The organism is Coleofasciculus sp. FACHB-1120 (genome assembly GCF_014698845.1).
Lineage (GTDB): Bacteria > Cyanobacteriota > Cyanobacteriia > Cyanobacteriales > FACHB-T130 > FACHB-T130.
On sequence record NZ_JACJTV010000008.1, the window covers coordinates 86,567 to 111,705 of the forward strand.

A 25,139-nucleotide genomic window follows, 5' to 3' on the forward strand; every position below is an offset into this window, starting at 1 on the left:
CTCAAGTATCGACTCGCGCTTCTTAAAAAAGGTGTTATGAGCTGAACGAGGAAATTTATTAATCTGTGTCCGAGGTTTCAGAGCGAATCAGGTGTACATTTTGTTCCCAATTAACCCCATCAAACGGAACAATGCGAAAACGAGACGCCACATCCCCATCAAGACAACGCACGTTTACATCAATTGAATCGGGATGGGAACGGGGACGGTAAAATGGATGAATCCCGCAAATACGGCAGAAGGTGTGCTTAGCAACACCCGTATTGAAGGTGTAGGTTGTCAATAAATCTGCACCATTTAGTAAGGTGAAACGTTCGGACGGCACAATGAGATGTAAAAAGCCCTTCTTCCTACAGATGGAGCAGTTGCAATCATCCACCTTATGCTCGTCAACAATGACCTGAAAGCGGACTGCTCCACAGTGGCAGCCACCTTCGTAGATAATTGGTTCTTCTGTTTGTGCGCTCATATTAAGTCATTCGCAGTTAGCAGATTCTAATTTATTTCCAGTTCCTAGTCTATTGCGAATGGCTATTTTCTCGCACTTCTTTTGCAAACAATGGTTAACGTGCAGATAAAAGTACGGCTCAATACTTTTATAAGCGCTCTTCAATGATAATAAATTAAATATAAATATATGTTACTTTACAAAAAAAGACTAAATATTGTTTAGTATAAACAAAGAACAATTTTACAGCTTAGTTGTGAACTTCTAAAGGAGAGGAGCAATTACTTTAAAACCTCCACCGAGATCCCCCTAAATCCCTATTTAAAAGGGTGACTTTTCCGGGTTTCGCGTCTTTAAGGGGAATTGAGGGATCTAAGTTTTAGCTTTTTAGTGCGTAAGTCCTGTTTTTTCCGAGTTGGCATAAGCGATTATAATTGCTTACTCCAATATTTACCATAAATACCAATTTTCTATAAACCAAGCGATTGAGTTAATTATTATGGAAGTTTAAAATTTAGAGAATCAATGAGGTATTTTAGGCTTAATTAAGCAATTTGCCACCTAGCTAGTTGAATTGGTTTCTTGATAAAAAAACATATTGACTCCTCTATCCTCTAGGAGGAAAAAGGGGTAAGAGATTACAAAAATGGACGAAAATAACCAGTCAATTAAGCATGATTATTTACAAGATAAAGATGCTTCTGGAAAGTTGCAACAACCTATCTCAGATGCAGATGTAGAACGTCGCCACCTTGAAGAAGAACTGGGTAGAACCAGGGCGGAACTAGAGGCATATCGAACACTCTACGAAAATACTCCCTGTATCCATTTTACGTTAGATGCGCTAGGAGTTGTTCTTGGAGTCAATCAGTTTGGCGCTGCCCGTCTCGGTTATAGCGTCCCAGAGTTGATTGGAAAAACAATTTTTAGCACTTTTGCGCCTGACGACGAAGAAAGGTTAAAAGCAGAGTTTACTCAGTTTTTGCAACAAGCAACTCAAGAAGATTTTGATTTTAATTCAACAACCGAATCGAACGCTTTCGTTACTCATTGGGAGTGGCAAGCCATCTGTAAGGACGGCAGCATTTTCTGGGCAAATGTTAGTGCGAGCATTGTACAAAGAGTTAATACGAATGTAGCTGTCGTCTTGGTTTGCAATGATATAACTGAGCGGAAACGGGCACAGGAACGCCTACATTTATTGGAGCAGGTTCTCCGTGATTGCTGCAATAGCATTGTCATTACCGACTCCAATCAACCAGATAATCCAATTATTTATGTCAATCCAAGTTTTGAGCGTTTAACAGGCTACTCTGCTGAGGAAGCTGTAGGGCAAAACTGCCGCTTCTTGCAGGGTTCTGAAACTGCTCAGCCAGAACTCGATGAGCTACGAGTGGCAATTAGCGAGGCTAGAGAATGTTATGTCACCTTACGAAACTATCGCAAAGATGGCACCCTTTTCTGGAATGAACTTTATCTTTCCCCAATAGGAAATCCCCAAGGGACTTTAATCGGTTTTGTGGGGATTCAGACGGATATTACTGAGCGAAAACAGGCAGAAGAGGCACTACGCAAAAGCGAAGCGAACATTCGCGCTCTTTTAACTGCCATTCCGGATTTAATCTTCCGAATTAGCAAAGATGGCACTTATTTAGACTTCAAAGCGGCAAGAGACTTTGATACATTCTTACCTGCTCAGGAATTTATAGGTAAAAAGATAGACGAGGTTTTGCCCATAGAGGTCGCTGAGACAGCCAGATACCATGTGGAGCAAGCACTTTCTACGAACGAAATCCAAATCTTCGAGTATCAGCTACCCAAAAATGGTACTTTGCAAGATTACGAGGCGCGGCTCGTTGTCACCGGAGAAAATGAAGTTTTAGTCATTGTGCGCGACATTCGCGATCGCAAAGCCGCTGAAGAGTCACTGAGGCAGCAAACTGAGCGGGAGCGGCTGCTGAGGGCGATGCTAGAACGCATCCGTCAGTCTTTAAATCTGGAGGAGATTCTCAACACGACGGTGTCTGAAGTCCGGCAATTTCTCGCCTCCGACCGAGTGATCGTTTTCCGCTTTCAGCCAGACTGGAGTGGCGTCGTAGCAGTGGAGTCAGTTGCTAATGGTTGGACTCCGCTCCTAGGAACCACAATCCAAGATCCTTGCTTTCAGGAAAGCTATGTCCAGCTCTATAAACAGGGTCGCACTAAAGCCATAGAAGATATTTATACAGCCGAGTTGAGTCAGTGTCACATCGATTTACTACATCGGCTTCAAATTAGAGCCAGCTTGATCGTGCCGATTCTCCAGGGAGAGGAATTGTGGGGACTGTTAATTGCCCATAATTGTTCGCAACCCCGACAGTGGCAGCAACTAGAAATTGATTTGCTTTGTTCCTTGGCAACCCAGGTAGCGATCGCAATTCAGCAAGCCGAACTGTACAACCAAATGCAACAGCAAGCTCAGCGCGAGCAAGCGCTGAATCGGTTTACTTGTGCAATTCGTAGCTCTCTAGAATTAGAGGTAATTTTTGCCACAGCAGCAGCGGAAATCGGTCAACTTTTGCATATCGACCATGTTTCTATCCTGGAATATCTTCCGCAACGGCAAGTCTGGCTGAATGTAGGAGAGTACCATCAATCTCCTAGTTTGTTGAGCGGTCTAGGGATGGAAATTCCAGATGTAGACAATTTGTTGGGAAGGCAACTCAAGCAGTTTCAAGTGGTTTCTATTCCCGATACTCAGACTATCGAAGATGAGGTGAATAAGCCTCTCGCAGAGGCTAATCCGGGTGCTTGGTTGTTGGTGCCGCTCCACTTTCAAGGGAACCTCTGGGGAAGCTTAACGCTGTCAATGGAAGGTCGTCCTCGCTACTGGCAAGACTCAGAGGTGGAGCTGGTGTCTGCCTTCGCGGCTCAACTTGCGATCGCTATTGGACAATCCGTCCTGTTTAAGCAGGTGCAGCAGCTGAATGCCAATTTAGAACGCCAAGTGCAACAACGGACAACCCAACTGCAAAAAGCGCTTGGCTTTGAAGCGGTTCTAAAACGCATCACCGACAAAGTCCGCGATAGTCTCGACGAACGCCAGATTTTACAGGTAGCCGTTCGGGAGTTAGCGCTTTCATTTAATATGGGCAGCTGTCATGCTTCCCTCTACAACTTGGAGCAAGAAACTGCCACAATTTCCTACGAGTACACCACCTCAATGCCTTCCTCTCAGGGTCGGTTGATGGAAATGACAGCCTTCCCAGAAATTTATGCTCCTCTGCGGCAAGGTAAATGTTTCCAATCTTGTTCAATCAGTCCCGACTTTGTCCGAAGTAAGGTGGCAATGTTGGCTTGTCCGATATTGGACGATCAGGGAGTGCTGGGGGATCTGTGGTTATTCCACCGCCCAGACTACACCTTCAAAAAGCTAGAGATCCGGCTGGTGCAACAAGTCGCGAATCAATGCGCGATCGCAATTCGTCAAGCCCGATTTTATCAAGCATCCCTGGCACAAGTGCAGGAACTAGAAAAACTCAATCGGCTCAAAGATGAATTTCTCAGTACCGTTTCTCACGAATTACGTTCGCCCGTATCCAACATGAAAATGGCAACTCAGATGTTGGAAATCACCCTAAAGCGAGAGGGGATCTTAGATGCCAAAATCGCAAAACCCCCGACAGAGGTCAGCAAAGTTAGTCTCTACTTGCAGATATTGCAGAAGGAATGCAAACGTGAAACTGACTTAATTAACGATCTGCTGGATTTGCAACGCCTAGAGGCAGGGACACGACCCTTGGATTTAAACGTAATCGAACTTCATACCTGGTTGCCCCAGATTGTAAAACCTTTTCAAGAGCGTGCCCAAAACCGCCAACAACTCTTGCAGGTTGACATCCCCTCCCCATTACCTGAATTCGTCTCCGATTCATCTAGTTTGGAACGCATCCTCGCGGAGTTGCTCAACAATGCTTGTAAATACACACCCCCCGGAGAAAAGATTGCTCTTACCGCCGAAGCAAAAGCAGGAACGCTCCAATTGAGTGTCAAGAATTCCGGTGCTGAAATTCCCCAGAGCGAGCTAACCCGCATTTTTGATAAATTTTACCGCGTTCCCAATGCTGACCCCTGGAAGCAGGGTGGAACTGGCTTAGGGCTGGCACTGGTAAAGAAACTAACAGAGCATTTGGGAGGCGAAATTTGGGTTGAGAGTGGGTCGGGTCAAACCGGCTTTATCGTAGAGTTCCCGATTAATTTTGCCTATGCTTGACTTTACCCAGCACAAAGGGAAACATGAAGAGATCCCATGCGTGCAGCGTGGAAAATATAGCGATTCGTGTTTGGATGCGCCCCGGTTTAACCCCACCCTGTTCGTGGAAAAGGGTTCAATATTCTTCCCGCTCGTTCGTCTAGAGAGTTTGGGGATGAGGTTCTCAGTTGAAGTATCCCAGCGTATTGCCCGCGAGAGCGAGAACGGCTATCAAGGACGGATGTGAATTCGTAGCTTCTTAAATCTCTACAATTTTTTTTAGCTGGACAACTGACATGATGTGGTTTTGAATGTAAGAGCATATAAGAGGTCGTAACAAACGCCTCCCTACCCCATCTAATTCAGTTGCTAATTTAGTTGCTAAGTTAACCTGATTTGAGTAGGGTGTTAAGTTATGAGTTTCGGAGTGCATCAGTTGCGACTATTTGTGGTTCAGTTACCCTTGAAAAGCAAGAACGATGAGTGAAAAGAGTACAGCATTTCTGGCCGGGGCTGCCTTCGCCGGAATTGCAGCTTTCGTCTTGCTTAGAAGTGGAGGGAATCCCGGTCAAGCCAACCTGCCGACTTACCTGCCCTCGCCACCTCAGTCAGGACAACCCTATGGCACGATGCAGCAGCTACCGCCTCCGCCTCCGATGGCAACTGGTGCCTCACCGGATACGTCTTCCTATTGCTTACAGCAGCAGAACGACACTCAAAGGCTAAAGGATCGGCTGGAACAGCAACAAAGTGAAACCGAGCAGGTGAAAGCCCAACTGCGGAATCAGCAGATGGTGATTGAGGCTCTGACCACGCAGGCAAAAGCAAATGTCTATCCTCCGCCGGTCAACCCCATGCAAGAGTTGCCTCCACTTCAACCGCAACAGCAACAGCAACAGCCCCTAAATCCCATGCTGACCGGCATCCTTTGGGCTGTGGGAGGCATGGTTCTCACGGTCATTAGTGGGGTTGTGCTGGCAGCAGCTTTTGCTTTGCTGTCACAGCAGCAGCGTCCTCCCCGGACAGTGCAGGTGGTTCACCCAATCCAAACTCCCCCGCCAACCCTATCCCATAGACGGCGTTCTGAGTTTCTGCCCCCGCAGCTAGAAGGTAGGCGAAATGACTCCATCGACTACGATAGGTAGACACTACGACAGGTAGACAAATCTTGACCTCTTCTCAGCTATCAAGCAGAATGTTGTGCGATCGCCGCTAGGGTGAAAATTCGGACAAATCCGAAGCCAGCATCTGGTCAATCAATTCGATTACTCCGGCACCGCGATCGCCCTTAGTGACAAAATCGGCAACTTCTTTGAGCATGGGCAGGGCGTTGGCGACAGCAACTCCGCACTCGCACAGGTTCAGCAAGGCGCGATCGTTCTCGGCATCGCCTACGCCTACGGTATTGTGCGGCGATAATCCCAATTCGCTCAATGCCACGCTTAACCCAGAGGCTTTATTAATCCCTGAAGGCATTACCATAACGGCATCTTTGTTCAAGATGACTTGCAGATCCAGTCCCAAGTCGCGGATCGCTTCGATGACGGTAGTTTCGTAGGGATGCCAGGTGGCAACGATGACTCGTCCGACGGAGAGGGGATTAACACCGCGAACTGACAAGTCAGCGCTTCGCTATCGCGTAACATTTTGATAAACGCCTCTGCTGGGCGATCGCCAAGTCGCTTTTCCTCACGGGTGGCAGGTTGATACAGCAACGCTCCATTCTCTGCCACGACTCGGTCAAATCGGTCAATTTGAGGGAAGACATGGAGGAGATCGTCCAGTTCTCGTCCGGTGACTAAAATTAATTTCCGACCGGAAGCGCTCAAACGTTCCAGCGCTTCTAAAGTATCCTCATTTACGCGACCGTCTGAAGCCAAGGTTCCATCATAATCAGTGGCGAGTGCAAGGTAGCGCATCAAATTGTTTTTAAAATTTGGGAAGCATATCTATACGTAATTCTCTATCAGCTCCCTCGTCCAAAGGCTTCTGCTCTACAGGATGCTGAGACTTATGGGTAGAATCTACTAGTTTTTCAGTGAGGAGCAAAATTGGAGTTAAAAAATACTGCATCCAAACGAAGTTTGCTCTAGAAATTCACTAATTCCAATCTTCTTCATCTTGCCGCTTGCTGCGACTCTTATAGACAACACTCGTGGCATGAATCTGACGAGTTTTTTCAAAGAGTGCATTTTCTGTCAAGTTCCACTGGCGGAGAATTGTATCCAGGTCTTTTTGAATATCTCTTGCGCCTGGAAAGCCCCGATAGCGAATGCGTAGACGGGCGAGTTCCGCCAGATTCAAATCATTAATTTCCCCAGTTAAGAGGCTGTTAACGAGTTGGCGATCGCGTCCGTGGAGGGGATGCTGTTGGTCTTTGTTTCCGGTCTCTGCCATATAATCTCTAATTTTTAAGGTTCAGTGTTTTTTAAGGTTTGAGTGTTTGAATTTCCACTTCGTCTCCCACCTGTAAAATTTTACCGGCTTCCGATTCAGGGATGCGCGTGTTTACTGAGAGTCGGTAAAAATGATTGAATCGGGATGAATCTACCCAACTTGGCAAAGTTTCTTTCCTCGCTTGGACAAATATTTTTTGAAAGTTAGGGTAAACTTCACCTCTCAGAGAATCTCGTGTCGGCACCACACAACGCTGACAGGGATTGACCCCATTTATCTGCACACCTCGCACCTGAAACGTTACCACATCCTCTTGGGTCGCAAATAGCCGATCTTCCCAAAATGCAGGGACGCTCTCAATTTCCAGATTCGTCCGCAGGCGTCGCCGCATTTCATCCCCTGTTAAGGGAGGAAACCAGGAGGCAACCGTGTCCAGTGTGGCAGTACTGATAACGGTTGGTCCGGAAGCATTGGTATCATCTGGAAAGCCTGATACTAAGTTCTGGCAGAGTTTTACGGGAAAGTCGAAATAGTCACTCAACCAAGCTTCTAGTTCAGCCCGTTCCCGATCGATGTGAAAAATTTGAGTTTGTTCTGTTCCTTGGACTTCTAAACAGACACGAGTAATCTTCTCAGTATCGGTATCAATGTCAAAGGAAGTCCGAAGTAAGTGAACTTTAGGGTTTCGCTTGCCATTCACGAATCGACCTTGAGCGTCACAGATGGCAAACTCTCGGTCATACTGTAATGCACCACTTTTGAGGATGGTTGCCTTGGTAACGGAAACACCATCGAGAGATTTGATTGGATAAACCAGAATGCGGGCAAGGTAAGACACGGTAATCAATTAAAAATTAAAAATGCTTGCTTAAAAATAGACGAATTTTTTCCAATAGACTTTTTCCTTTTATTAAACATTTATCTGCGCCCTCTACCCTTCAAGGAACGGGAAGCTGCTTCGCTGCTACATCTAAGCTCATTTCTGGTTAAAAATAAAATTTCGCTATTTTTGCAAGAAGCCTATTGTTCATTTTTCATCTTCCTTGAAAGGAGGCAAGGCTCTAATCAAGTACCCCCTGAATACAAAAACGGTAGAGAAACTATCGCTTCTCTACCGTATAACACTAAAAATTAAAAATGAATTGTGGACAAATTCATTTTTAATTCTTAATCTTTAACTTTCAGCCGCTTGGGGAAGCAATTCTCGCTTCTGACCTTGCAGCACTTTCACTTCTTTGGTGGTTTCATCGACATCCACAATCGCTGTGTCTCCATCTGAGACGCGACCGCTGAGGATTTCTTCAGCTAAGCTGTCCTCTAACAGGCGCATAATGGCACGACGTAGCGGACGGGCACCGTAGCTGGGGTTGTATCCTTCTTCCACGAGACGATCCTTGAAGCGTTCCGTGACTTCTAAGACGATTCCCTGTTCGCTCAACCGTCCGATCACCTCTGTTAGCATGATGTCGGCAATTTCCTTCACCTCGTCTCTCGTCAATTGACGGAAGACGATGATCTCGTCAAGACGGTTCAAGAACTCTGGGCGGAAGTATTGTTTGAGTTCCTCGTTCACCAGAGAGCGAATGCGGGTGTATTGTGCCTCTGCTTCGTTCTCTTGGGTGTCGAAGAAGCCAAGCCCGGTTCCACCTTTCTCAATTACCTTAGAACCGATGTTGGAGGTAAGAATCAACAGCGTGTTCTTGAAGTCTACTGTGCGTCCCTTGGCATCGGTCAGGCGACCGTCTTCCAAGATTTGCAGGAGCATATTGAATACATCCGGATGGGCTTTTTCGATTTCGTCGAATAGCACTACGGTGTAAGGACGACGACGCACTGCTTCGGTGAGCTGACCGCCTTCGTTGTAACCGACGTACCCTGGAGGCGAACCAATCAGCTTGGAAACGGTGTGGCGCTCCATGTATTCGGACATATCCAAGCGAATCATCGCTTCTTCCGAACCGAAGAAGTAAGCAGCCAGAGACTTTGCGAGTTCCGTCTTACCTACGCCCGTCGGCCCTGAGAAGACAAAGCTAGCAATCGGTCGGTTGGGATTCTTTAAGCCAACCCGTGCCCGACGAATGGCTCTGGAAACTGCTTTGACGGCTTCTTCTTGACCGATAAGCCGATTGTGCAGCGTGTCTTCCATGTGCAGCAGCTTCTCGGATTCGGATTCGGTGAGCTTGTTCACCGGCACCCCAGTCCAAGAGGCGACAATGTGGGCAATGTCTTCTTCGGTGACGACGGGGGAAACATCATCACGTTTGTCTGACTCGGTCTTTTTGCTTTGAGCGATCGCGCGAATTTCGGCTTTGATTTCCATTTCGCGATCGCGCAATTCTCCGGCCCGGTCGAAGTCTTGACTCCGGACTGCATCATCCTTATCTTTGAGAACCTGACGCAGTTCTTTATCCAATTCTTTCGCTGCGGGGGGCAACTGAGAGTTGAGCAGACGCACGCGGCTTCCGGCTTCATCAATCAGGTCAATTGCTTTATCCGGCAAGTAGCGGTCGGAAATATAACGATCTGAAAGCTTGGCAGCAGCTTCTACGGCTGTATCGGAGATTTTCAGTTTGTGGTGTTGCTCGTAGCGTTCGCGCAATCCATATAAAATCTCAATCGTTTCGGCAACCGTCGGCTCACCCACCATCACCGGCTGGAATCTACGCTCTAGGGCGGCATCCCGTTCGATGTGCTTGCGGTACTCATCTAGCGTGGTTGCACCGATGCACTGCAATTCACCTCTCGCCAAGGCGGGTTTCAGGATGTTTGCCGCGTCGATGGCACCTTCTGCGGCACCTGCACCAATTAGGGTGTGAACTTCGTCGATTACTAGGATGACATTTCCGGCGCTGCGGATTTCATCCATAATTTTCTTTAAGCGCTCTTCAAATTCACCCCGGTATTTGGTGCCCGCTACCAGCAAGCCAATATCCAACGTGACTACGCGCTTTTCTTCCAGGATGTCGGGTACGTCGTTGTTTGCGATGCGACTCGCCAACCCTTCAGCGATCGCGGTCTTTCCAACTCCGGGTTCCCCAATCAGCACTGGGTTGTTCTTCGTGCGGCGTCCCAGAATCTGGATTACCCGTTCAATTTCTTTTGCCCGACCGACGACTGGATCGAGTTTGCCTTCTGATGCCATCTGGGTCAGGTTAGAGCCAAACTCATCTAATGTCGGGGTCTTGGTGCGCCCGCTACTTTGCCCCGCAGAGACTTCTGCCGTCTCTCCCAGCATTCTAATTACTTGCGTCCGCACTTTTGTGAGGTCAACCCCTAGGTTTTCCAACACTCTGGCGGCAACCCCTTCTCCTTCTCGGATCAGACCCAGTAGCAGGTGTTCCGTCCCGATGTAGTTATGCCCTAGTTGGCGAGCTTCTTCTAGCGATAACTCCAGGACGCGCTTGGCTCTGGGGGTGAATGGAATTTCTACCGCCACAAAGCCAGAACCGCGACCGATAATTTTTTCCACCTCAATCCGAGCATCCTTGAGGTTGACGCCCATAGATTTCAGGACTTTGGCGGCGACGCCGGTTCCTTCTCCAATTAGACCCAGGAGGATCTGCTCCGTACCGACGAAGTTGTGTCCCAGGCGACGAGCTTCTTCCTGGGCCAGCATGATTACCTTAATGGCTTTTTCTGTGAAGCGTTCAAACATGGCGGATTTAGTTTCCCCTGCTGCGTGCCTGTAATGGTGATTCTAGCATAGGGTTTTTATCCGGCTGTCACATTGAAGATAGATGAAATCTATCCCGCAAGATTTTTCTAACTTTGTTAGTAGAAACCAGCGATTGCTACATCTCGCTACTATCTAAAGTTAGAAAATTGACGGAGCAAAAAAGTGAGTAAATTTACACATTGGCAAAAAGCGCCAGTTGAACCACAATGTCCCCTACAACCTTATAACTGAACCTTATAACCGTCAACCTTCTATCCTTGAACTTCATCGGCTTCTAAGAACTGCCGATGAGAGTAACGAAAGCGATCGCGAATTGAGGAATGCCAGTCGCTTAAGGTTTGCGGAAATTCGGGGGCTTGAAGACCACTACGCCACAAAATCAAAGCATCTTCGCCAGTATCTTTGTAATAGCGCCGACGCCTACCAACTTCCTGAAACCCAAATTTTTCATAGAGAGACTGGGCAGGTCGATTTGATGCTCTCACCTCCAGCGTTGCCCACTCCAACCGGCGTTCCCAAGCTTTTTTGAGTAGGGCATAGAGCAGTGCCTGCCCCAAACCCTGACCCCGATAGTTGGGATGCACTCCCAAAATCGTAATGTGTGCCTCTTCTAAGATTGCCCAGAGACATCCGATGCCCACGAGCGCTCCCTCTAGAGGCGGGTCTCCTTGCGTACTTCCTTCCGTACTCAATACAGTCGGGATGGATTCCCCCACGTACTGAGTGGAACCAATTACCTTTTGCTCCTTGCCGTTCACTTCTTCTATAACCAGCAAGTCACTATTGGGGCTTTCTAATTCTCGCTTGTAACCGTCTAGAGTCCAGAGTTGACCAAAACACAGTTGATCTAGTTCCACTACCGCCAAGAGCTGCTCCGCTGTCAGCGGCTGAAGTTGCAAAAAAGTCACAGTTTTCAATTGTAGACTGAAAAACAAGACGCATTCACGCTTGTTAAGCATCCAAGGATAACTATTAGATCATGCTATCGACTCAACCAGTCGGGGTTCAAAATTCTGGACGGCAATATTTACCGCTTCCGCTTACCCCTACAACCCGTACAGACGCAAATCATCACGTCAGTGTAGATCGCTCACCCAATCAGGAACTTTTGCCCCTGACATCTGGGGTTAACAGCCGCGACTGCCTGGAGATTGGGGGTTGTGACGTCACGAAACTCGTGCAGCAATTTGGTTCGCCCCTTTATATTTTGGACGAAGAAACGCTACGGACAACTTGTCGTCAATATCGGGATGGTTTGAGCTGCTATTACGGCGGTGAATCTCAGGTGCTTTATGCTTCTAAAGCCTGGAGTTGCTTAGCCGTTTGCGCGATCGCTGCGAGTGAAGGCTTGGGGATCGATGTCGTCTCTGGCGGCGAACTCTACACGGCGCTACAAGCTGGCGTCAGTCCCGACAAAATTTATTTTCACGGTAATAACAAATCTCGTGAAGAACTGACTCTAGCTGTTTCAACCGGCTGCACGATTGTAGTAGACAACTGGTTAGAGTTACGCACCCTCGCGGCTTTGGAATCGGGACAAGCGCCTCAGGAATCAGAGGTTAACCCCTCTAATCATCCAAAATCCAAAATCCGGATCATGCTGCGGTTCACCCCCGGCATTGAGTGCCACACTCATGAATACATCCGCACCGGACACCTCGATAGCAAATTTGGCTTCGATCCTAACCAATTAGAAGAAGTCTTTGTTTTTATCAGCCAGCAGTCAACTTTGGATTGTATCGGGTTGCACGCCCACATCGGCTCCCAAATCTTTGAGCGCCAACCCCATCACGATCTCGCGGGGGTTCTGGTGGAGTGGTTTAAAAAAGCAACCACTCATGGATTGCCCGTCAAAGAGTTAAATGTCGGGGGTGGCTTAGGAATTCGTTACACCGAATCAGACGATCCTCCCAGTATTGACGAGTGGGTAAAAACTGTCAGCGATGCCATTACCGCCGCCTGCCAATCCCAACAAATCCCCTTACCTAAATTATTGTGCGAACCAGGGCGATCGCTCATTGGGACTGCCTGCGTCACCGCCTACACCGTAGGCTCATCAAAAGTTGTTCCCGACATCCGCACCTACCTATCTGTTGATGGCGGAATGTCTGACAATCCCCGTCCCATTACCTACCAATCCCTGTATCGAGCCGTTGTTGCCAACCGGATGTCAGCACCCTTGACAGAAACTGTCACCCTTGCCGGTAAGCACTGCGAATCTGGAGACATTCTGATTAAAGAAGCATCGCTGCCGAAAACTGAGCCGGGAGATATTCTCGTCGTCATGGGCACAGGTGCCTACAATTACAGCATGGCTTCTAATTACAATCGCCTGCCTCGTCCGGCAGCGGTTTTAGTAGGTCGAGGAGAAGCTAATCTGATTTTGCAGCGGGAAACCTACCAGGATTTAATTCGGCAGGATCGCCTACCTGAGCGATTAGTAGTTAGTTAGATTGGTAATTTTTTATTTTGCACCCATTGCAGTCAACTAAAATCCATACAGCTTAATCCCTTTCGATTCAAGCTAGCGTGTACACACAAGTGACTTATTTTTCTCACAGCGCTCCCAGTCAGACCTAACAAGAACAGCCCTTTCCCTACAAGGGAAGCTACCCTGTACACACATCTTTGGTTAAGAGGCAAAACGTGATTGATCCCCCTAAATCTCCCTTAAAAAGGGGACTTTGACTCCAGTTCCCCCCTGTCAAGGGGGGCTAGGGGGAGCGAAAACGTTGTGGGGCAACATTAGAAAACTTGTGTGTACACGGTAGACAAGGGAAGGGGAGCCTTCAAAGCCCCTCTGGGCATTTGAGCAAAGGGGAGAGCAGGGGAATACATAGCCGTTCTCAAAGAGCATGAGATACCTATGTAGGGGCGCTTGCGTGAGCTGTGCGCCCCTACCATCAAATGTGTTGAACGCAATGGAAAACCGCTATATAGTCGATTGATGCAAAATTTCAGTCATCGGAAAATCCGATGACTTACTACCTAATTAGCTAGTACCCAAGGGGTCGCTTCAGTTAAAATCGAGCCTTAAGGGCAAAAGAAACTAAAAAAATAGAAACCGCGATTAGCTATTCACTGTTTAGGTGGTACATAACCACAGGTACACTAGATTTAGATTCTAGACAGATAATTAAAGCGAATAGCTAACTGTTGTCCTTGCTTTTTACATTCTTGCCTTTTGCCTTTAAACTCGCCCGTATCCAGCAAACTTCAGCCAATCTGATAAAAGTTCAATGAATTCGGGTCCCGGTCAAGACCCTCCCGGAACTTCGACCTTGTTGCTTCAAAGTATTGACATTGTTTTAGTTCTCATCCTCACGTATCTGGTGCTACTCTTTATCGGGGAGCGTCGCACATTGTGGATGGTACGAGGTTTGATTGTCTTAATGCTAGCCTCAGCGGTAAGTAATCGCTTGGGGTTGGTACTGTTGAGTTTCGTGCTGGAAAAGTTAGTAGTCGGCTCTGCTGTGGCGATGGCTGTCATTTTCCAGTCAGAGTTTCGTCGGTTTCTAGAACAATTGGGCAGGGGAGAACTAATGCAGTTGCTACAACCCTCCCGACGAGCGATTCCCAAGGCAGATAGCGTTATTGATGAAATTGTGGATGCGGTCAAAGAATTGTCCCAAAACCGCACGGGTGCATTGATCGTACTAGAAACAACCGGACCAATTGATGAGCGGGATTTTTCTGTTCAAGGCGTCAAGTTGAATGCTGAGGTTTCTAAGGAAATCCTACAGACTATCTTTCAAACATCTACACTTCTGCACGACGGTGCAATATTCATTAGTGGCTCCCGCATTGTTGCCGCTGGGGTGATTTTGCCCCTATCTGAGCGGACAGCATCGCGGCAGCTGGGGACTCGACACCGGGCAGCAATGGGAATTACGGAACGGGTCGAAAATTGCCTATGTATTGTTGTATCTGAAGAAACCGGCTCTATTTCTTTAGCGGAGCGGGGGGGACTGAATCGCCCCCTAACCAGCAGTAAACTGAAAGAACTCTTAGAGGCGCGATTCTCCACGTCAAGCGAAGAGAGAGCCGTCGCCCCCGGTCTACGTAGTTTGGGACGTCAGATTAGCGATCGGGGAAAGGCACTGGTTTCGCGTTTGCTTCGTCTTCCACCACCGGGTTCTCGTGACAAGAAATGACTTCAAAATCAACTGTCTTACAAAATTTGCCTGCTGACCTCGATCGAGACCGCCTGCCCAAGCATGTGGCAGTAATCATGGATGGAAATGGTCGATGGGCCAAAAGTCAAGGGCTACCTCGAATTATGGGCCATCGGCGGGGAGTCTACGCGCTGAAGGATTTACTGCGCTGCTGTAAGGATTGGGGAATTCCAGCGCTGACTGCTTATGCATTTTCTACGGAAAATTGGAAACGACCGCTGGAAGAGGTTGATTTTTTGATGACCTTGTTTGAGCGGGTGTTGCGGCAGGAACTCCGGGAAATGGTGCAGGAGAATGTGCGAATCAACTTTATGGGAAATTTAGCAGATTTACCGCGAAGTCTCCAGGCAGAAATTGAGCGGTCAATGGCTGAAACTCAGGACAATGCCAGCATTCAGTTCACTGTGGCAACTAATTATGGGGGACGCCAGGAAATTCTGCAAGCTTGCCGAGCGATCGCAACTCAGGTGCAGGAAGGTGTTTTACAGCCTGATGAAATTGATGAAGCTTTGTTTTCACGCCACCTCTATACTGCCAAAGTTGGCGATCCCGACCTACTGATTCGCACCAGTGGGGAAATGCGCCTCTCGAACTTCTTGCTGTGGCAATTAGCTTATGCAGAACTCTATATCACAGAGACGCTGTGGCCTGATTTTGACCGGGCAGAGTTTCATCGGGCATTGTGTGCCTATCAACAGCGCGATCGCCGTTTCGGCAAAGTATGAAGATTGGCAAAGTATAAGTAAATTTGTAGAGACGCGATTATCGCGTCTCTGTAATCAAAGGACTTTGACTGATTTCTTAAGCTCAAAGCTCAAAACTCAAAACTCTTTCTAAGGGCCTGCAAAGACCGCGTCTTCTACATCTTGGCGAGTTAGAGAATATTTGAAGGAGCGCAGGATATCTCGTCCGCCTTCACCCGCTTCTAGATAGCGCACGGTCAGCTCCTCAACATCTAGAGACAGCTCTGCTTTCCAAAAAGGTCTAGCAATGTGCCAGCAGTGCAGCTGAGTTCGATCTTGTTGACATCCCATCTTTTTGAGCCACTGTTCAATATCAGGCAAGGGATGGTTATAAAGGGGCGTATCAGCAGTGGGAAGAGTCATAGGTCGTTTTTATTTGGCTAGGGGCGGATTCTCCCAAATTATCTGTCATCCGGCAAGTAGATTGAATCAACTCGCTTGTTTTGAGGGATGAGTGGGGCAAGCCGCGACCCAGATGCTACGGGTTTAGATAGAGGTTGAGGATGAACAGGAAGAGGAGGAGTCACCTGTTGCTCGACTGGTTGCAGGGTGTGTAGACCGGAAACCTGGAAAGCGGTTTCTCCCCGTGTTAAGCCAATGGTGATCGCTAACAGTAGGCAACCCACAAGAGTTAGACCCATGATAAATAAGACAAAAACCTCTCCTGAAGAGAGGGGACGGTCGGTTGGATCTAAGTAGGCTGAGGAAGAATATGTTTTTTTGATTGGGGAAACCGGAGGCTTCAAGTTTGGTGGTGCTTGAATTACGCTAATGCGGGAATAGCCAATTTTTAGGTCATAAGCCACTCGCCGTTGTGGGTTGCTGAGAGTGGAATAGGCTTCGTTTAGCTGCTGGAACTTAGCCGTTGCTACGTTAGCAGGCAATTCTGTGGTATCAGGATGGTAGGATTTGCTTAATTCTCGATATGCCCGCCGGATTTCGATTGGCGACGCCGAAGGATGCAGCCCTAGCAAAGCGTAATGACTGGTCGCTAAGGTTGTTTGATACGGCATCCTGCGACTTTGACTATTCAGATTTTCCCTGTTTTGAGTCACCGCAGCTTCACTCTGCTTAGTTAAGAGTGGTTTTCAATTATTCTAAGCGATCGCATAGGACGCCCCACATTATCTCGTCGCATCGAATGCTTGCCGTTGTGGGGTATACAAGGAGATGGGGAAAGAATGCGATCGCATTCCTTACAACTTCCCACAAAATCATCTGTACCACCCGCATTGTTCACATCGCCATTGCAGTGCATTTTTATTAATATTCTTGGGCAGTTGCAGCAATTTTTCGTGAAGTTCTGCGTAGTATGTATTGCGTAAACTAGGCTCAAGGTATACCCTCATGGTCTCTGGGTCAATGGCAATTAGTTTAAGGTCAAAAAGTGTATGTATATCAGCTCGAAGCAGCAACCCATTTGAGGGATCATTTGTTTGCGTGTCATTGTATGGCTTGATGTGGGCAGCTTCCAAAGCTTGCTCTGCATTACAGCCAGTAATTGCACAGCGATAGTTGTAAGCTTTTAGCAGACTTATCCTAAACTCAGATTGCCCTCGCCGCCGCACAATAGATACGAAAGCTCGCTCCCTGGCATCTTTAATGCTTTCTGGATTGAAACTGCCATCATTCTCGGCACGTTCCTGTGCAGCAGCAACTTCCTGAATTACTTTGTTATCAACAAATTTAACTTTAACCCCGTATTTTTCTACGTGAGTTTCCCAAAAATAGTCTAATGCCTCAATATATTCTTCTTTGAACTTACATCCTGAATTACGATAATCAAAAAATGCTTTAGAAAATTTATCTTCTTTCTTTAGTATGTCTACATCCAATGGGTTGTTGTAACCTACGACTGAGTCCCATTCATAGCAAACCCTTAAATCTTTAGATACATTGCTATATATATCAGTATATGCTTCGCTTACTTCTTGATAATATTTATTATCAAGTTTTAATTTTAACTGATACTGTTCTTCAGCATTAATAATATGTCCACGCGCAAAAAAGCCATGAGGCTTGCTACCTACCCTTTTAAAATATGCTTTTTCTCCAACCTGAATCTTATCTATCTTCCCAACACTCCAATGACTACGATGAACTTCACCACTAGAAATCTTTTCTTGAGCTTGGTTTATTTCATCTTCAATATCCTTATAACAGTTCTCTTTATTCCACTCTTTTTTATTACATAGAAAAATTCTTGTTAGCATTAATGGCTCCTATTATAGTATTTTTGTTACACCAATTATTAAATTCTATAATTTGAAATGGCTTTTTTATAAAAAAAATTAAATAAAAATAAATTCATGAAATACAGCTTGCAATTATATAGATTTCCCAAGTGTGTAAATAGCTAATTTAGAGTAAGAGGGAGCGCTCTCTTTTGATAAACTACTCCCCAAATTGCGGCTAACAACAACCACCCCAAAGTATTCACCCGTAAATCAAATATACTTACATCTACTATGTTAAATAGCGTACAGGCACCAAAAGCAACTAAATAACTAAATAGAATTAATTTATTTCGTAGGGACAGGATTAATCGCTTCTTTGCTAATAATAGGACAGCTTGAACCATCACCCAGCCAACTAAACAACAGAAGAAAATGGTTGCGGGGATGCCAGTTTCAGCAGTTAGCATTAACAGCAAACTGTGAGGATGCCCCAGCCAAACTTTCATCTGTGCCTCGTAGAGGGGTGTAAAATTCCTTAATCCCCAACCCGTCCAAGGACGTTGCTGAGTCATCGACCAAGCAAACTGCCACTGAGTTGTCCGTAACAGCGCCACGGGTCGATCTGGATACATTTGGTCGGTGAGTCGCGCCCAAAAGTAATAGGGGACAATCGTGCGAAGCCATTCTCGCACGGGTGAAGGGCCAAAAGCTGCCCAGAGGATGCTAGTAGCGATCGCCCCCACCGCTGCGATTAGCCAACGCCAACCTTGATAGAAGGCAAAGGCAAGACAGCTAAGAACGACAATCGCCCAAGCATTGCGGGAATTCGTCAAAATCAGTGCAGCAGCATTTCCAATTACCGCTACACTCAGAAACCCCATCCGCCACGTAATCGGAAAGGAAAAAATATATTTTCTTCTGCCTTTTTCTTCCTCTCTTTTTTCTAGCGTAGCGGCGCGTAAACGCAAAGGTTGGGGCGATCGCTTTTTGCTTTCTTCAATCCACAATCCCAGCGCCAAAATAAACACAATTTGCAGATAGGCTGCCAAAATATTGGCGTACATAAATACCGAAGCCATCCGCCCGATGGGATTCCCTTTAGGTTGCAGCGCCCAGCCTACAATACCTTCCAATAGCGCTGGGCTAGCCCAGCCCAAGAATATCTGCCCAAAGCCGAGAATCACTACGGGGACAGAAGGCACCACCAAAATCCAAGCTAACCGTCGCAGTTGTGCTGGTGTCTGAATGAGTTCGCTATAGGCAGCAAAAAAGATGAAAAAGGGGAGGAAATTAAACAATCCCAGCAAGGCTTCTAAAGGAAAAGGGGCGAAGCTAGCTGAAATAATTACCCAGGCGCAAAAGATAGCGAATCCGCGATTGAGAGGGCGTCGGATAATTGTGGGATATTTTTTTCTCCAGGTGCCGACTAATCCAATAAATATTCCAACAGCACCCAGAATAGGAATTAAGGGGAAAAACAGAAACCCCAGTTGAGCATAGTGCCAAGAGGCTTGCAAGCTGGGGTCAGGATGCCGACTTAAAAATGGGAAATTAAAAATTAAAAACGGGGATTTCTTCATTTTTAATTTTTAACTTTTGACTTTTAACTCCTAAGCAGGTTCCCAGCATTCGGCACGAGTTAGGCGAATTTGCGCTAAGGCAACGATGATAGGGATAATCCGACCGTAGTTAGTCGCGATCGCTCTCCAGCCCAAATCGGCAAAAAACCACGCCCACATTGCGGGTCCCACTAATGCAAATACACTGCGGATGGCACCATAACGGGCGGCACTCATTGCCATTCCACGCTTTGCTGTTTGTAGCACCACGTAATTTTGGAACTGTGCAGCCGCCGCAGCACTGCCTTGGATAACCGTTTCTTTGGCAACTTGATAGCTAGCAAAGTGAATCGCGAATTGACGGGCAAGTTGTTGTAGCAGCAGCGGCTGGACAATGGAACTAACGGCAAGGGCACTACCGCCCTTAACGAGTAAAGCCATCGGGTCGTGCTGCAATTGCACTGGGAGGGGTTCGGAGAGTTGAGACTTCGCGAGCGATCGCTGTACTCTGGCGGTTAACGCTTTCTGTTCGTGTCGTGGCATTTGTTTCCATGCCCGACCCATCAGGTTGAGAAATACTTCTGCTTCTAAATCAGTCGTCGAAAGTTTTGCAGAATAGGGAAGTTTCAGATATCGACAAACTTGGATCAAAATTTGGCGATAAGTTACTTCACCCGTGCGTCCTCGCAAAACCGTTACTCCATCCGCCGCTAAAAAGCGAAATCTCTGCTCGATAGCATCCAACCAAGCTTCACGGTCTTGGCTTTGGATATCGATCGGGTCAGGTGTCTGAACGTAATCTAAGGGATTAAATTTGCGGCGAAATAGAATATCTGTCAGTTGCTCTAACTCTTCTTCTGTGGCTAATTTCAGCGCGGCTCTCAGCTCGTCCAACTTCAATTCCTCCCAGACCCCAGATTCGGTGCTGTCCCTTATTCTACTTCTATATACTTGAAGACTGAGGGTTATCCGTAGTGTTTGATGTCGCCGTAATTGGTGCGGGTATCGCGGGACTGACCGTTGCTCAACAGTTGCACCAAGCTGGATATAAAGTGGTCGTCGTTGACAAATCTCGTGGCGTTGGGGGAAGGGTGGCAACACGCCGATTACAGGGGACTTGTGCCGATCATGGCTTGCGTTATTTAGAACCCCAAGGAAAGTTAAGTGAGAAGTTGATTGATGTTTTAGGGGTGCAGCAAAGCGATTTTGCAGGAAATCGAGGAATTCTTCAAGTTTGGGAGAATCCTGTTTACGAATGGGAACCTGCAAAGCCGAATTCATCCTCACTTCTGCCCCGTTATGTGGCACCAATGGGGATGAATGCGATCGCTAAATTCCTCGCTACAGGTTTAGAAATGCAGATGAATCAACGGGTTCAGGAAATTACCGCAACTGATGAGAAAACTTGGCATTTCACTTTTGAGCAGAAAGCCGACCCATTAATTGCTAAAGCTGTCGTCGTGGCAATTCCAGCGCCTCAAGCTTTGATGCTACTGGAACCCTTAGCCAAAACCATACCAACTGAATTTCTAGATAGTTTACGAGCTGTGGAGTTTGATCCCTGTCTCAGTGTCATGGCGGGTTATCCAGCTTCTCGACAGCAAGATTTAAGTAATGCAGAGACGGGAAATTTCCCGTTACACCTAGATGTTACACACGACTCTGACTTGTCGTGGATTGGTTTGGACAGCAGCAAACGTCCCAATCCCCAGATGCCAGTCTTTGTTTTGCACAGCACCGCTGAATTTGCAAACCGTTACCTGGACGCCGAAGATTTAAACCCAGTTGCACGCCAGATGTTATCCCATGCTGCACAGTTACTTGTTCCGTGGCTAGATTCTCCCGAATGGTTTCAAATCCATTGCTGGCGCTATGCTTTCCCCAGCCGTCCATTGGATCTAGATTGCCTAGACGCTGGGACACCATTGCCCCTAGTTTGTTGTGGCGATTGGTGTGGGGGAAACTTGGTAGAAGGGGCGATGAATTCTGGATTAGCCGCCGCCGTCAAGATTAATCAGCAGATGGAAATGCGAAGCTTGCCGGGAGAAAGTTTTTTAGAAGCCCTCCAGCAAATATCTAGTAGGAGCGATCGCTAAGGAGTTAATTTAAACCGATGGAAGATTTGATCCAAGTGGTTGATTACGATACCAATTGGCCTATCCAATTTGAGCAGGAAAAACTCCAGATTCTCCACGCTCTCGGTGATGATGTTTTGGACATTCACCATATTGGCAGTACCTCAGTGCCAGGATTAGCAGCTAAACCAATTATTGATATTCTCGTAGGCTTGGAGGAGTTACCACCCAGCGTCACTCAGATTGCATCTCTCGAAACACTCGGGTATCTCTACCAAGGTGAGTTGGGTATTCCAGGACGACACTTCTTTCGCAAAGGGATGCCCCGCACTCACCATCTCCATCTGGTGAAACAAGGAAATCAGGTTTGGGAAAACCAGCTGATCTTCCGCGATTTTCTCAGGGCGCACCCAGAGAAGGCGAAGCAATATGATGCTTTGAAGCGCAAGTTAGCGGTACAATTCCGGCTAGATCGAGAGGGCTACGTCCAGGCAAAAGCTCCTTTGATTGAGCAGCTACTCTCAAAAGCTAGGGCATGGCGGCAAATTATCTAAGATAAGCAGCGATCGCTACCGGACGAAAGTTTTCTAGAAGCGCTTTCTTAACATTCGCCAAATTTCGTCTTTAAAGCCAAATACATCCCAGTGGTGGCAGAAGAGCCTCACTGCCCGAAGTTGCGATCGCTGCTTGTCTGCCATTAGCTGCTACTGATTTTCAAAGCACGAGCGTTCATCGAACACCAGTATTTACAAACTGTTTCATAACACTTGGGGTGTGGGGAATACCATCAACCCTATGCCATGCATGAAGAATTCTGATTCTTGGCAGTCTGGGAGGGCACGATCACTGTCTCGCATAATGTAAAGTCTTCTTTACATTATGTAATGTTTCGTTATATCTTTTAAGACAGGAGACAAAGATTCGTAAATCCAGAAGTTTCTGGATTAATAGTTTTAACGAATCTAAATAATGCATCCATGACTTCATCCACGACTTATACGATTGAGTCCGCACAGGGCATTTTCCCTGGAACTCAGATTGCTAATGCGGTTCCAGCTACCACGGAAGCGTTCGATAAGCTCAGCGTTGACGATCAACTGGCATTACTCTGGTTTGCCTACACCGAAATGGGTGTTTCAATTACTCGCGCCGCCACAGGAGCCGCCCGCATGATACTAGCGGAAGGTTTACTAGCCCAAATTAAGCAGATGCCATCTGCCGCCCAAACGCAAGTGATGCAGGATATTGCTAACCGTGCCGACACTCCCATCAGCCGTTCCTATTCTTCTTTCAGCGTCAATACCAAGCTAGGTTTTTGGTATGAGTTAGGAGAGTTGATGGCACAGGGCATCGTTGCTCCCATCCCTTCTGGCTATAAAATGACGCCTGAAGCCGCGGCAGTGCTGGAAACCATCAAGAAACTCGATCCGGGTCAGCAAATCACAGTTTTGCGGAATACCGTCATCAACATGGGATTTGATCCGGCTCTCAACGATTACGCAAAACCCGAAGATCCCTATGTAACACCCACCGCCCTAGCTTCCCGTCCGAAGATCAGTATTGATGGCATCAGTGAACCTACAGTGCTGAATTATATTCAAAACATGAACGCATTTGACTTTGAGGCAGCTGTGTCTTTATTTGCGGAAAAGGGAGCATTGCAACCGCCCTTCCAGAAGCCAATTGTCGGTCGTGAAGCGATTTTTGCATATATGTGCGAAGAATGCCAGGGACTCAAGATGATGCCACAGAAAGGCGTCTCTGAGCGCATAGAAGATGGCTATACTCAACATAAAGTCACAGGCAAAGTAGAAACTCCTTGGTTCGGTGCCAGCGTTGGTATGAACATTGCATGGCGGTTCTTACTAGATCCCCAAGGCAAAATTTTCTTCGTGGCGGTTGACTTACTAGCATCGCCCAAAGAACTCCTAAACCTTACTCGTCAGTAGGACGTTCAGTACAGTTGCTGAGATAAGATAAGGCACAAATAATCGCCTTATCAACAAAAAGTGTAGGGTGCTAAAATCAGCACCCTACACTTTTTGTTACCCTAAATTACTGTTTGAGTCTGCAAGACATCAAATTTTTTACCCAAACAATTCATAACTCCTAAAAAAGTGGGCGAACTGGGAGTAATAATGCGGCGGGTGAGAGAATTGAACCCGCTAATCCCGATTTTTGGTGGAGATGTTACCCCTCGTTAAGTAATTGAGAAACTAATTTTATGGCTTCTGCGGGGGTAGAGATTTTACCTTCAGCCCGTGCGATTCCAATCGCGGTGAGAAATTGACCAACTTGTGGCCCAGATGGGAGATTGAAAGTTTGGATTAAATCTTTGCCGGTGACAAAGGGCGCGGGATGAGCAACTGGGTCGTCAGGAGTAAGATAGCGGTTGATGAGAGGTGTCAATTCTGCGACGGATACCCCATCTGCTAAAGCCAGAACGAGGATGACTGGGAAAACCTGTCCGGCTTCCCGAAAAAACAAATACTGCGCTCCTAAAGACATCTGAGATGATTGCAGCTGCGGCAGCAATTTGAGTGCAGTGGTGATGGCGCGAATTTCAGCGCGGCTGTATTTTAAATTCAATAATTCAGCTTCAGCAGCTTCCGCTACGGGTGATAAAAGAGTCGCTAGTTTGGCAATTCCTAACCAAGAAGTTTTTAAGGTATCGCCTACCAAGCTAGATAAAAAGCTTGCTAATTCATGCCATGTTTCTCCCAGCACTACCGCTGAACGTTCAACCGCTGGCAAGATTGTAGAAAGATTTTTGGAACCTCTCCCCCAAACCCCCTCCCCGTTGACGGGGAGGGGGCTAAGAGGTGGGTTCATTAACCTCTCAATTCTTCCTTCCGGTTGCAGGGGAGGCTTCGGGAGAGGCTGGAGGTTCGCGATTGTTCCCTCCGGTTGCAGGGGAGGCTTCGGGAGAGGTTGGGGACTTGAGGCACTGGGAAACCAAGTTTGGAGTAAACCATCCTCAACGGCAGCAATTATCCAAGGAGTGCCTTCAGAAGTATTCAGGAGATAGGCAAACTCTGCTTGCACTCGTTCTGCTGATACTTGCCCCAGCAAAGGCGCAAGTTGTCGAATCGCTGATTGGGTATCGGACTCAATCGTAAAATTTAGTTGGGCGGCTTGGCGGTAGGCTCTTAATAGCCGTAAAGGGTCATCTTGGAGATTTTTGGGGGAAACCATCCGAATGATGCCCTGTTGCAAATCTGCATAGCCATTAAGGGGATCGATGAGTTCGCCAGTGTGGGGATTGTATGCGATCGCATTCATTGTATAGTCGCGCCGCTGCAAATCGATTTCCAGATTTGACCCTTCGGCTTGTGCAATATCAACGGTTGCCTGCTCAAATACGACTCTGGCAATCTGTCGCTGGGCATCTAACAACACAAACCCCACTTTGTAGCGACTGGCAATCTTCCGCGCTGTTTTTACCGCATCCCCAAGTAAAACAAAATCTAGATCCCGGTACTCGCGGCGGCGTCCCAGCAAAGCATCTCGCACAGCACCCCCCACCATATAAGCGGGTTCCGGGAGCAATTCTAGGCTAAAAGGCCAAGTTTCTGGCGATAGGGTAGAGGTGTCTGTGTTTAAGTGCATCTGTATACTTACGCCATTTAGATAATTTTCCAAGTCCACACAGAGGAAC

The 25,139-nt window shown here is 47.2% G+C and carries 23 protein-coding genes; 9 read left to right on the forward strand and 14 right to left on the reverse strand.

What is annotated here, in order from left to right; translation table 11 throughout:
- Positions 1-58: 58 nt before the first annotated feature.
- A complete protein-coding gene (locus tag H6H02_RS10290) occupies positions 59-469 on the reverse strand; it encodes a GFA family protein (protein ID WP_190817231.1) in 411 nt (136 codons plus the stop codon).
- A 625-nt stretch (positions 470-1,094) separates the two neighbouring features.
- On the opposite strand from H6H02_RS10290, the gene H6H02_RS10295 reads away from it, so the two are divergent.
- From H6H02_RS10295 to H6H02_RS10305, 3 genes are all read left to right on the forward strand, one after another.
- Positions 1,095-4,700, forward strand: coding sequence for a GAF domain-containing protein (locus tag H6H02_RS10295; RefSeq protein WP_190817233.1), 3,606 nt, complete (start codon positions 1,095-1,097; stop codon positions 4,698-4,700).
- A gap of 40 nt (positions 4,701-4,740) precedes the next feature.
- Complete coding sequence (locus H6H02_RS10300) at positions 4,741-4,926, forward strand: hypothetical protein (protein ID WP_190817235.1); 186 nt, start codon at positions 4,741-4,743, stop codon at positions 4,924-4,926.
- 232 nt (positions 4,927-5,158) lie between these two features.
- Positions 5,159-5,824, forward strand: coding sequence for a hypothetical protein (locus H6H02_RS10305; RefSeq protein WP_190817237.1), 666 nt, complete (start codon positions 5,159-5,161; stop codon positions 5,822-5,824).
- Between the two features lie 67 nt (positions 5,825-5,891).
- Here the strand turns inward: H6H02_RS10305 and H6H02_RS27080 are convergent, their stop codons facing one another.
- The 6 genes from H6H02_RS27080 to rimI all read right to left on the reverse strand — a co-directional run bounded on the left by H6H02_RS27080 (position 5,892) and on the right by rimI (position 11,660).
- Positions 5,892-6,203 (reverse strand): HAD-IIB family hydrolase, encoded by a 312-nt coding sequence (locus H6H02_RS27080; RefSeq protein WP_242040654.1) that lies wholly within the window; start codon positions 6,201-6,203, stop codon positions 5,892-5,894.
- A complete protein-coding gene (locus H6H02_RS27085) occupies positions 6,176-6,598 on the reverse strand; it encodes an HAD-IIB family hydrolase (RefSeq protein WP_242040655.1) in 423 nt (140 codons plus the stop codon). The genes H6H02_RS27080 and H6H02_RS27085 overlap by 28 nt, the downstream gene beginning before the upstream one ends.
- A gap of 181 nt (positions 6,599-6,779) precedes the next feature.
- Positions 6,780-7,076 (reverse strand): DUF3288 family protein, encoded by a 297-nt coding sequence (locus H6H02_RS10315; RefSeq protein WP_190817239.1) that lies wholly within the window; start codon positions 7,074-7,076, stop codon positions 6,780-6,782.
- Positions 7,077-7,107: 31 nt separating this feature from the next.
- Positions 7,108-7,914, reverse strand: a complete 807-nt coding sequence (locus H6H02_RS10320; RefSeq protein ID WP_190817241.1) for an MOSC N-terminal beta barrel domain-containing protein — start codon at positions 7,912-7,914, stop codon at positions 7,108-7,110.
- Between the two features lie 336 nt (positions 7,915-8,250).
- On the reverse strand, positions 8,251-10,731 hold the full coding sequence (locus H6H02_RS10325; RefSeq protein ID WP_190817243.1) for an ATP-dependent Clp protease ATP-binding subunit: 2,481 nt from the start codon (positions 10,729-10,731) through the stop codon (positions 8,251-8,253).
- A 272-nt stretch (positions 10,732-11,003) separates the two neighbouring features.
- Complete coding sequence (gene rimI, locus H6H02_RS10330) at positions 11,004-11,660, reverse strand: ribosomal protein S18-alanine N-acetyltransferase (protein ID WP_347342599.1); 657 nt, start codon at positions 11,658-11,660, stop codon at positions 11,004-11,006.
- Positions 11,661-11,731: 71 nt separating this feature from the next.
- On the opposite strand from rimI, the gene lysA reads away from it, so the two are divergent.
- The 3 genes from lysA to H6H02_RS10345 all read left to right on the forward strand — a co-directional run bounded on the left by lysA (position 11,732) and on the right by H6H02_RS10345 (position 15,652).
- A complete protein-coding gene (gene lysA / locus H6H02_RS10335) occupies positions 11,732-13,204 on the forward strand; it encodes a diaminopimelate decarboxylase (RefSeq protein WP_190817248.1) in 1,473 nt (490 codons plus the stop codon).
- Between the two features lie 787 nt (positions 13,205-13,991).
- Positions 13,992-14,906 (forward strand): diadenylate cyclase CdaA, encoded by a 915-nt coding sequence (cdaA, locus tag H6H02_RS10340; RefSeq protein ID WP_190817250.1) that lies wholly within the window; start codon positions 13,992-13,994, stop codon positions 14,904-14,906.
- Positions 14,903-15,652: an isoprenyl transferase gene (locus H6H02_RS10345; RefSeq protein ID WP_190817252.1), complete on the forward strand. Its 750-nt coding sequence runs from the start codon at positions 14,903-14,905 to the stop codon at positions 15,650-15,652. Before cdaA ends, H6H02_RS10345 begins: the two co-directional genes overlap by 4 nt.
- Before the next feature lie 108 nt (positions 15,653-15,760).
- Here H6H02_RS10345 and H6H02_RS10350 read toward each other — a convergent pair whose 3' ends face one another.
- The 6 genes from H6H02_RS10350 to H6H02_RS10370 all read right to left on the reverse strand — a co-directional run bounded on the left by H6H02_RS10350 (position 15,761) and on the right by H6H02_RS10370 (position 20,300).
- Entirely contained in the window at positions 15,761-16,033 is a 273-nt protein-coding gene (locus H6H02_RS10350) for a DUF3143 domain-containing protein (protein ID WP_190412046.1), read from the reverse strand.
- Positions 16,034-16,071: 38 nt separating this feature from the next.
- Positions 16,072-16,683, reverse strand: a complete 612-nt coding sequence (locus H6H02_RS10355) for a J domain-containing protein (RefSeq protein ID WP_190817254.1) — start codon at positions 16,681-16,683, stop codon at positions 16,072-16,074.
- Between the two features lie 79 nt (positions 16,684-16,762).
- Positions 16,763-16,897 (reverse strand): hypothetical protein, encoded by a 135-nt coding sequence (locus H6H02_RS27605; protein WP_277922542.1) that lies wholly within the window; start codon positions 16,895-16,897, stop codon positions 16,763-16,765.
- Positions 16,885-17,883 (reverse strand): HNH endonuclease, encoded by a 999-nt coding sequence (locus H6H02_RS10360; RefSeq protein ID WP_190817255.1) that lies wholly within the window; start codon positions 17,881-17,883, stop codon positions 16,885-16,887. Before H6H02_RS10360 ends, H6H02_RS27605 begins: the two co-directional genes overlap by 13 nt.
- A gap of 143 nt (positions 17,884-18,026) precedes the next feature.
- Positions 18,027-19,427 carry an O-antigen ligase family protein gene (locus tag H6H02_RS10365; protein ID WP_190817257.1) on the reverse strand — a complete coding sequence of 467 codons (1,401 nt, stop codon included), beginning with the start codon at positions 19,425-19,427 and terminating at the stop codon, positions 18,027-18,029.
- 30 nt (positions 19,428-19,457) lie between these two features.
- Positions 19,458-20,300 carry a YaaW family protein gene (locus H6H02_RS10370; protein WP_190817259.1) on the reverse strand — a complete coding sequence of 281 codons (843 nt, stop codon included), beginning with the start codon at positions 20,298-20,300 and terminating at the stop codon, positions 19,458-19,460.
- An 80-nt stretch (positions 20,301-20,380) separates the two neighbouring features.
- Between H6H02_RS10370 and H6H02_RS10375 the strand changes: the two genes are divergently transcribed.
- The 3 genes from H6H02_RS10375 to H6H02_RS10385 all read left to right on the forward strand — a co-directional run bounded on the left by H6H02_RS10375 (position 20,381) and on the right by H6H02_RS10385 (position 23,430).
- Complete coding sequence (locus H6H02_RS10375; RefSeq protein WP_190817261.1) at positions 20,381-21,502, forward strand: FAD-dependent oxidoreductase; 1,122 nt, start codon at positions 20,381-20,383, stop codon at positions 21,500-21,502.
- Positions 21,503-21,519: 17 nt separating this feature from the next.
- The gene (locus H6H02_RS10380) at positions 21,520-22,035 is read left to right on the forward strand and encodes a GrpB family protein (RefSeq protein ID WP_190817263.1); all 516 of its coding nucleotides are present in this window, start codon (positions 21,520-21,522) and stop codon (positions 22,033-22,035) included.
- A gap of 423 nt (positions 22,036-22,458) precedes the next feature.
- Positions 22,459-23,430, forward strand: coding sequence for an orange carotenoid protein N-terminal domain-containing protein (locus H6H02_RS10385; protein WP_190817265.1), 972 nt, complete (start codon positions 22,459-22,461; stop codon positions 23,428-23,430).
- A 241-nt stretch (positions 23,431-23,671) separates the two neighbouring features.
- Here H6H02_RS10385 and H6H02_RS10390 read toward each other — a convergent pair whose 3' ends face one another.
- A complete protein-coding gene (locus H6H02_RS10390) occupies positions 23,672-25,090 on the reverse strand; it encodes a CCA tRNA nucleotidyltransferase (RefSeq protein WP_190817267.1) in 1,419 nt (472 codons plus the stop codon).
- Positions 25,091-25,139: the final 49 nt, after the last annotated feature.

Excerpts from the sequence above, each read along its gene's own strand:
- H6H02_RS10290 (WP_190817231.1), bottom strand. The coding sequence starts at position 469 with ATGAGCGCACAAACAGAAGAACCAATTATCTACGAAGGTGGCTGCCAC.
- H6H02_RS10295 (WP_190817233.1), top strand. The coding sequence starts at position 1,095 with ATGGACGAAAATAACCAGTCAATTAAGCATGATTATTTACAAGATAAA.
- H6H02_RS10305 (WP_190817237.1), top strand. The coding sequence starts at position 5,159 with ATGAGTGAAAAGAGTACAGCATTTCTGGCCGGGGCTGCCTTCGCCGGA.
- H6H02_RS27085 (WP_242040655.1), bottom strand. The coding sequence starts at position 6,598 with ATGCGCTACCTTGCACTCGCCACTGATTATGATGGAACCTTGGCTTCA.
- H6H02_RS10315 (WP_190817239.1), bottom strand. The coding sequence starts at position 7,076 with ATGGCAGAGACCGGAAACAAAGACCAACAGCATCCCCTCCACGGACGC.
- H6H02_RS10325 (WP_190817243.1), bottom strand. The coding sequence starts at position 10,731 with ATGTTTGAACGCTTCACAGAAAAAGCCATTAAGGTAATCATGCTGGCC.
- lysA (WP_190817248.1), top strand. The coding sequence starts at position 11,732 with ATGCTATCGACTCAACCAGTCGGGGTTCAAAATTCTGGACGGCAATAT.
- cdaA (WP_190817250.1), top strand. The coding sequence starts at position 13,992 with ATGAATTCGGGTCCCGGTCAAGACCCTCCCGGAACTTCGACCTTGTTG.
- H6H02_RS10345 (WP_190817252.1), top strand. The coding sequence starts at position 14,903 with ATGACTTCAAAATCAACTGTCTTACAAAATTTGCCTGCTGACCTCGAT.
- H6H02_RS10350 (WP_190412046.1), bottom strand. The coding sequence starts at position 16,033 with ATGACTCTTCCCACTGCTGATACGCCCCTTTATAACCATCCCTTGCCT.
- H6H02_RS10355 (WP_190817254.1), bottom strand. The coding sequence starts at position 16,683 with ATGCCGTATCAAACAACCTTAGCGACCAGTCATTACGCTTTGCTAGGG.
- H6H02_RS10360 (WP_190817255.1), bottom strand. The coding sequence starts at position 17,883 with ATGCTAACAAGAATTTTTCTATGTAATAAAAAAGAGTGGAATAAAGAG.
- H6H02_RS10365 (WP_190817257.1), bottom strand. The coding sequence starts at position 19,427 with ATGAAGAAATCCCCGTTTTTAATTTTTAATTTCCCATTTTTAAGTCGG.
- H6H02_RS10380 (WP_190817263.1), top strand. The coding sequence starts at position 21,520 with ATGGAAGATTTGATCCAAGTGGTTGATTACGATACCAATTGGCCTATC.
- H6H02_RS10385 (WP_190817265.1), top strand. The coding sequence starts at position 22,459 with ATGACTTCATCCACGACTTATACGATTGAGTCCGCACAGGGCATTTTC.
- H6H02_RS10390 (WP_190817267.1), bottom strand. The coding sequence starts at position 25,090 with ATGCACTTAAACACAGACACCTCTACCCTATCGCCAGAAACTTGGCCT.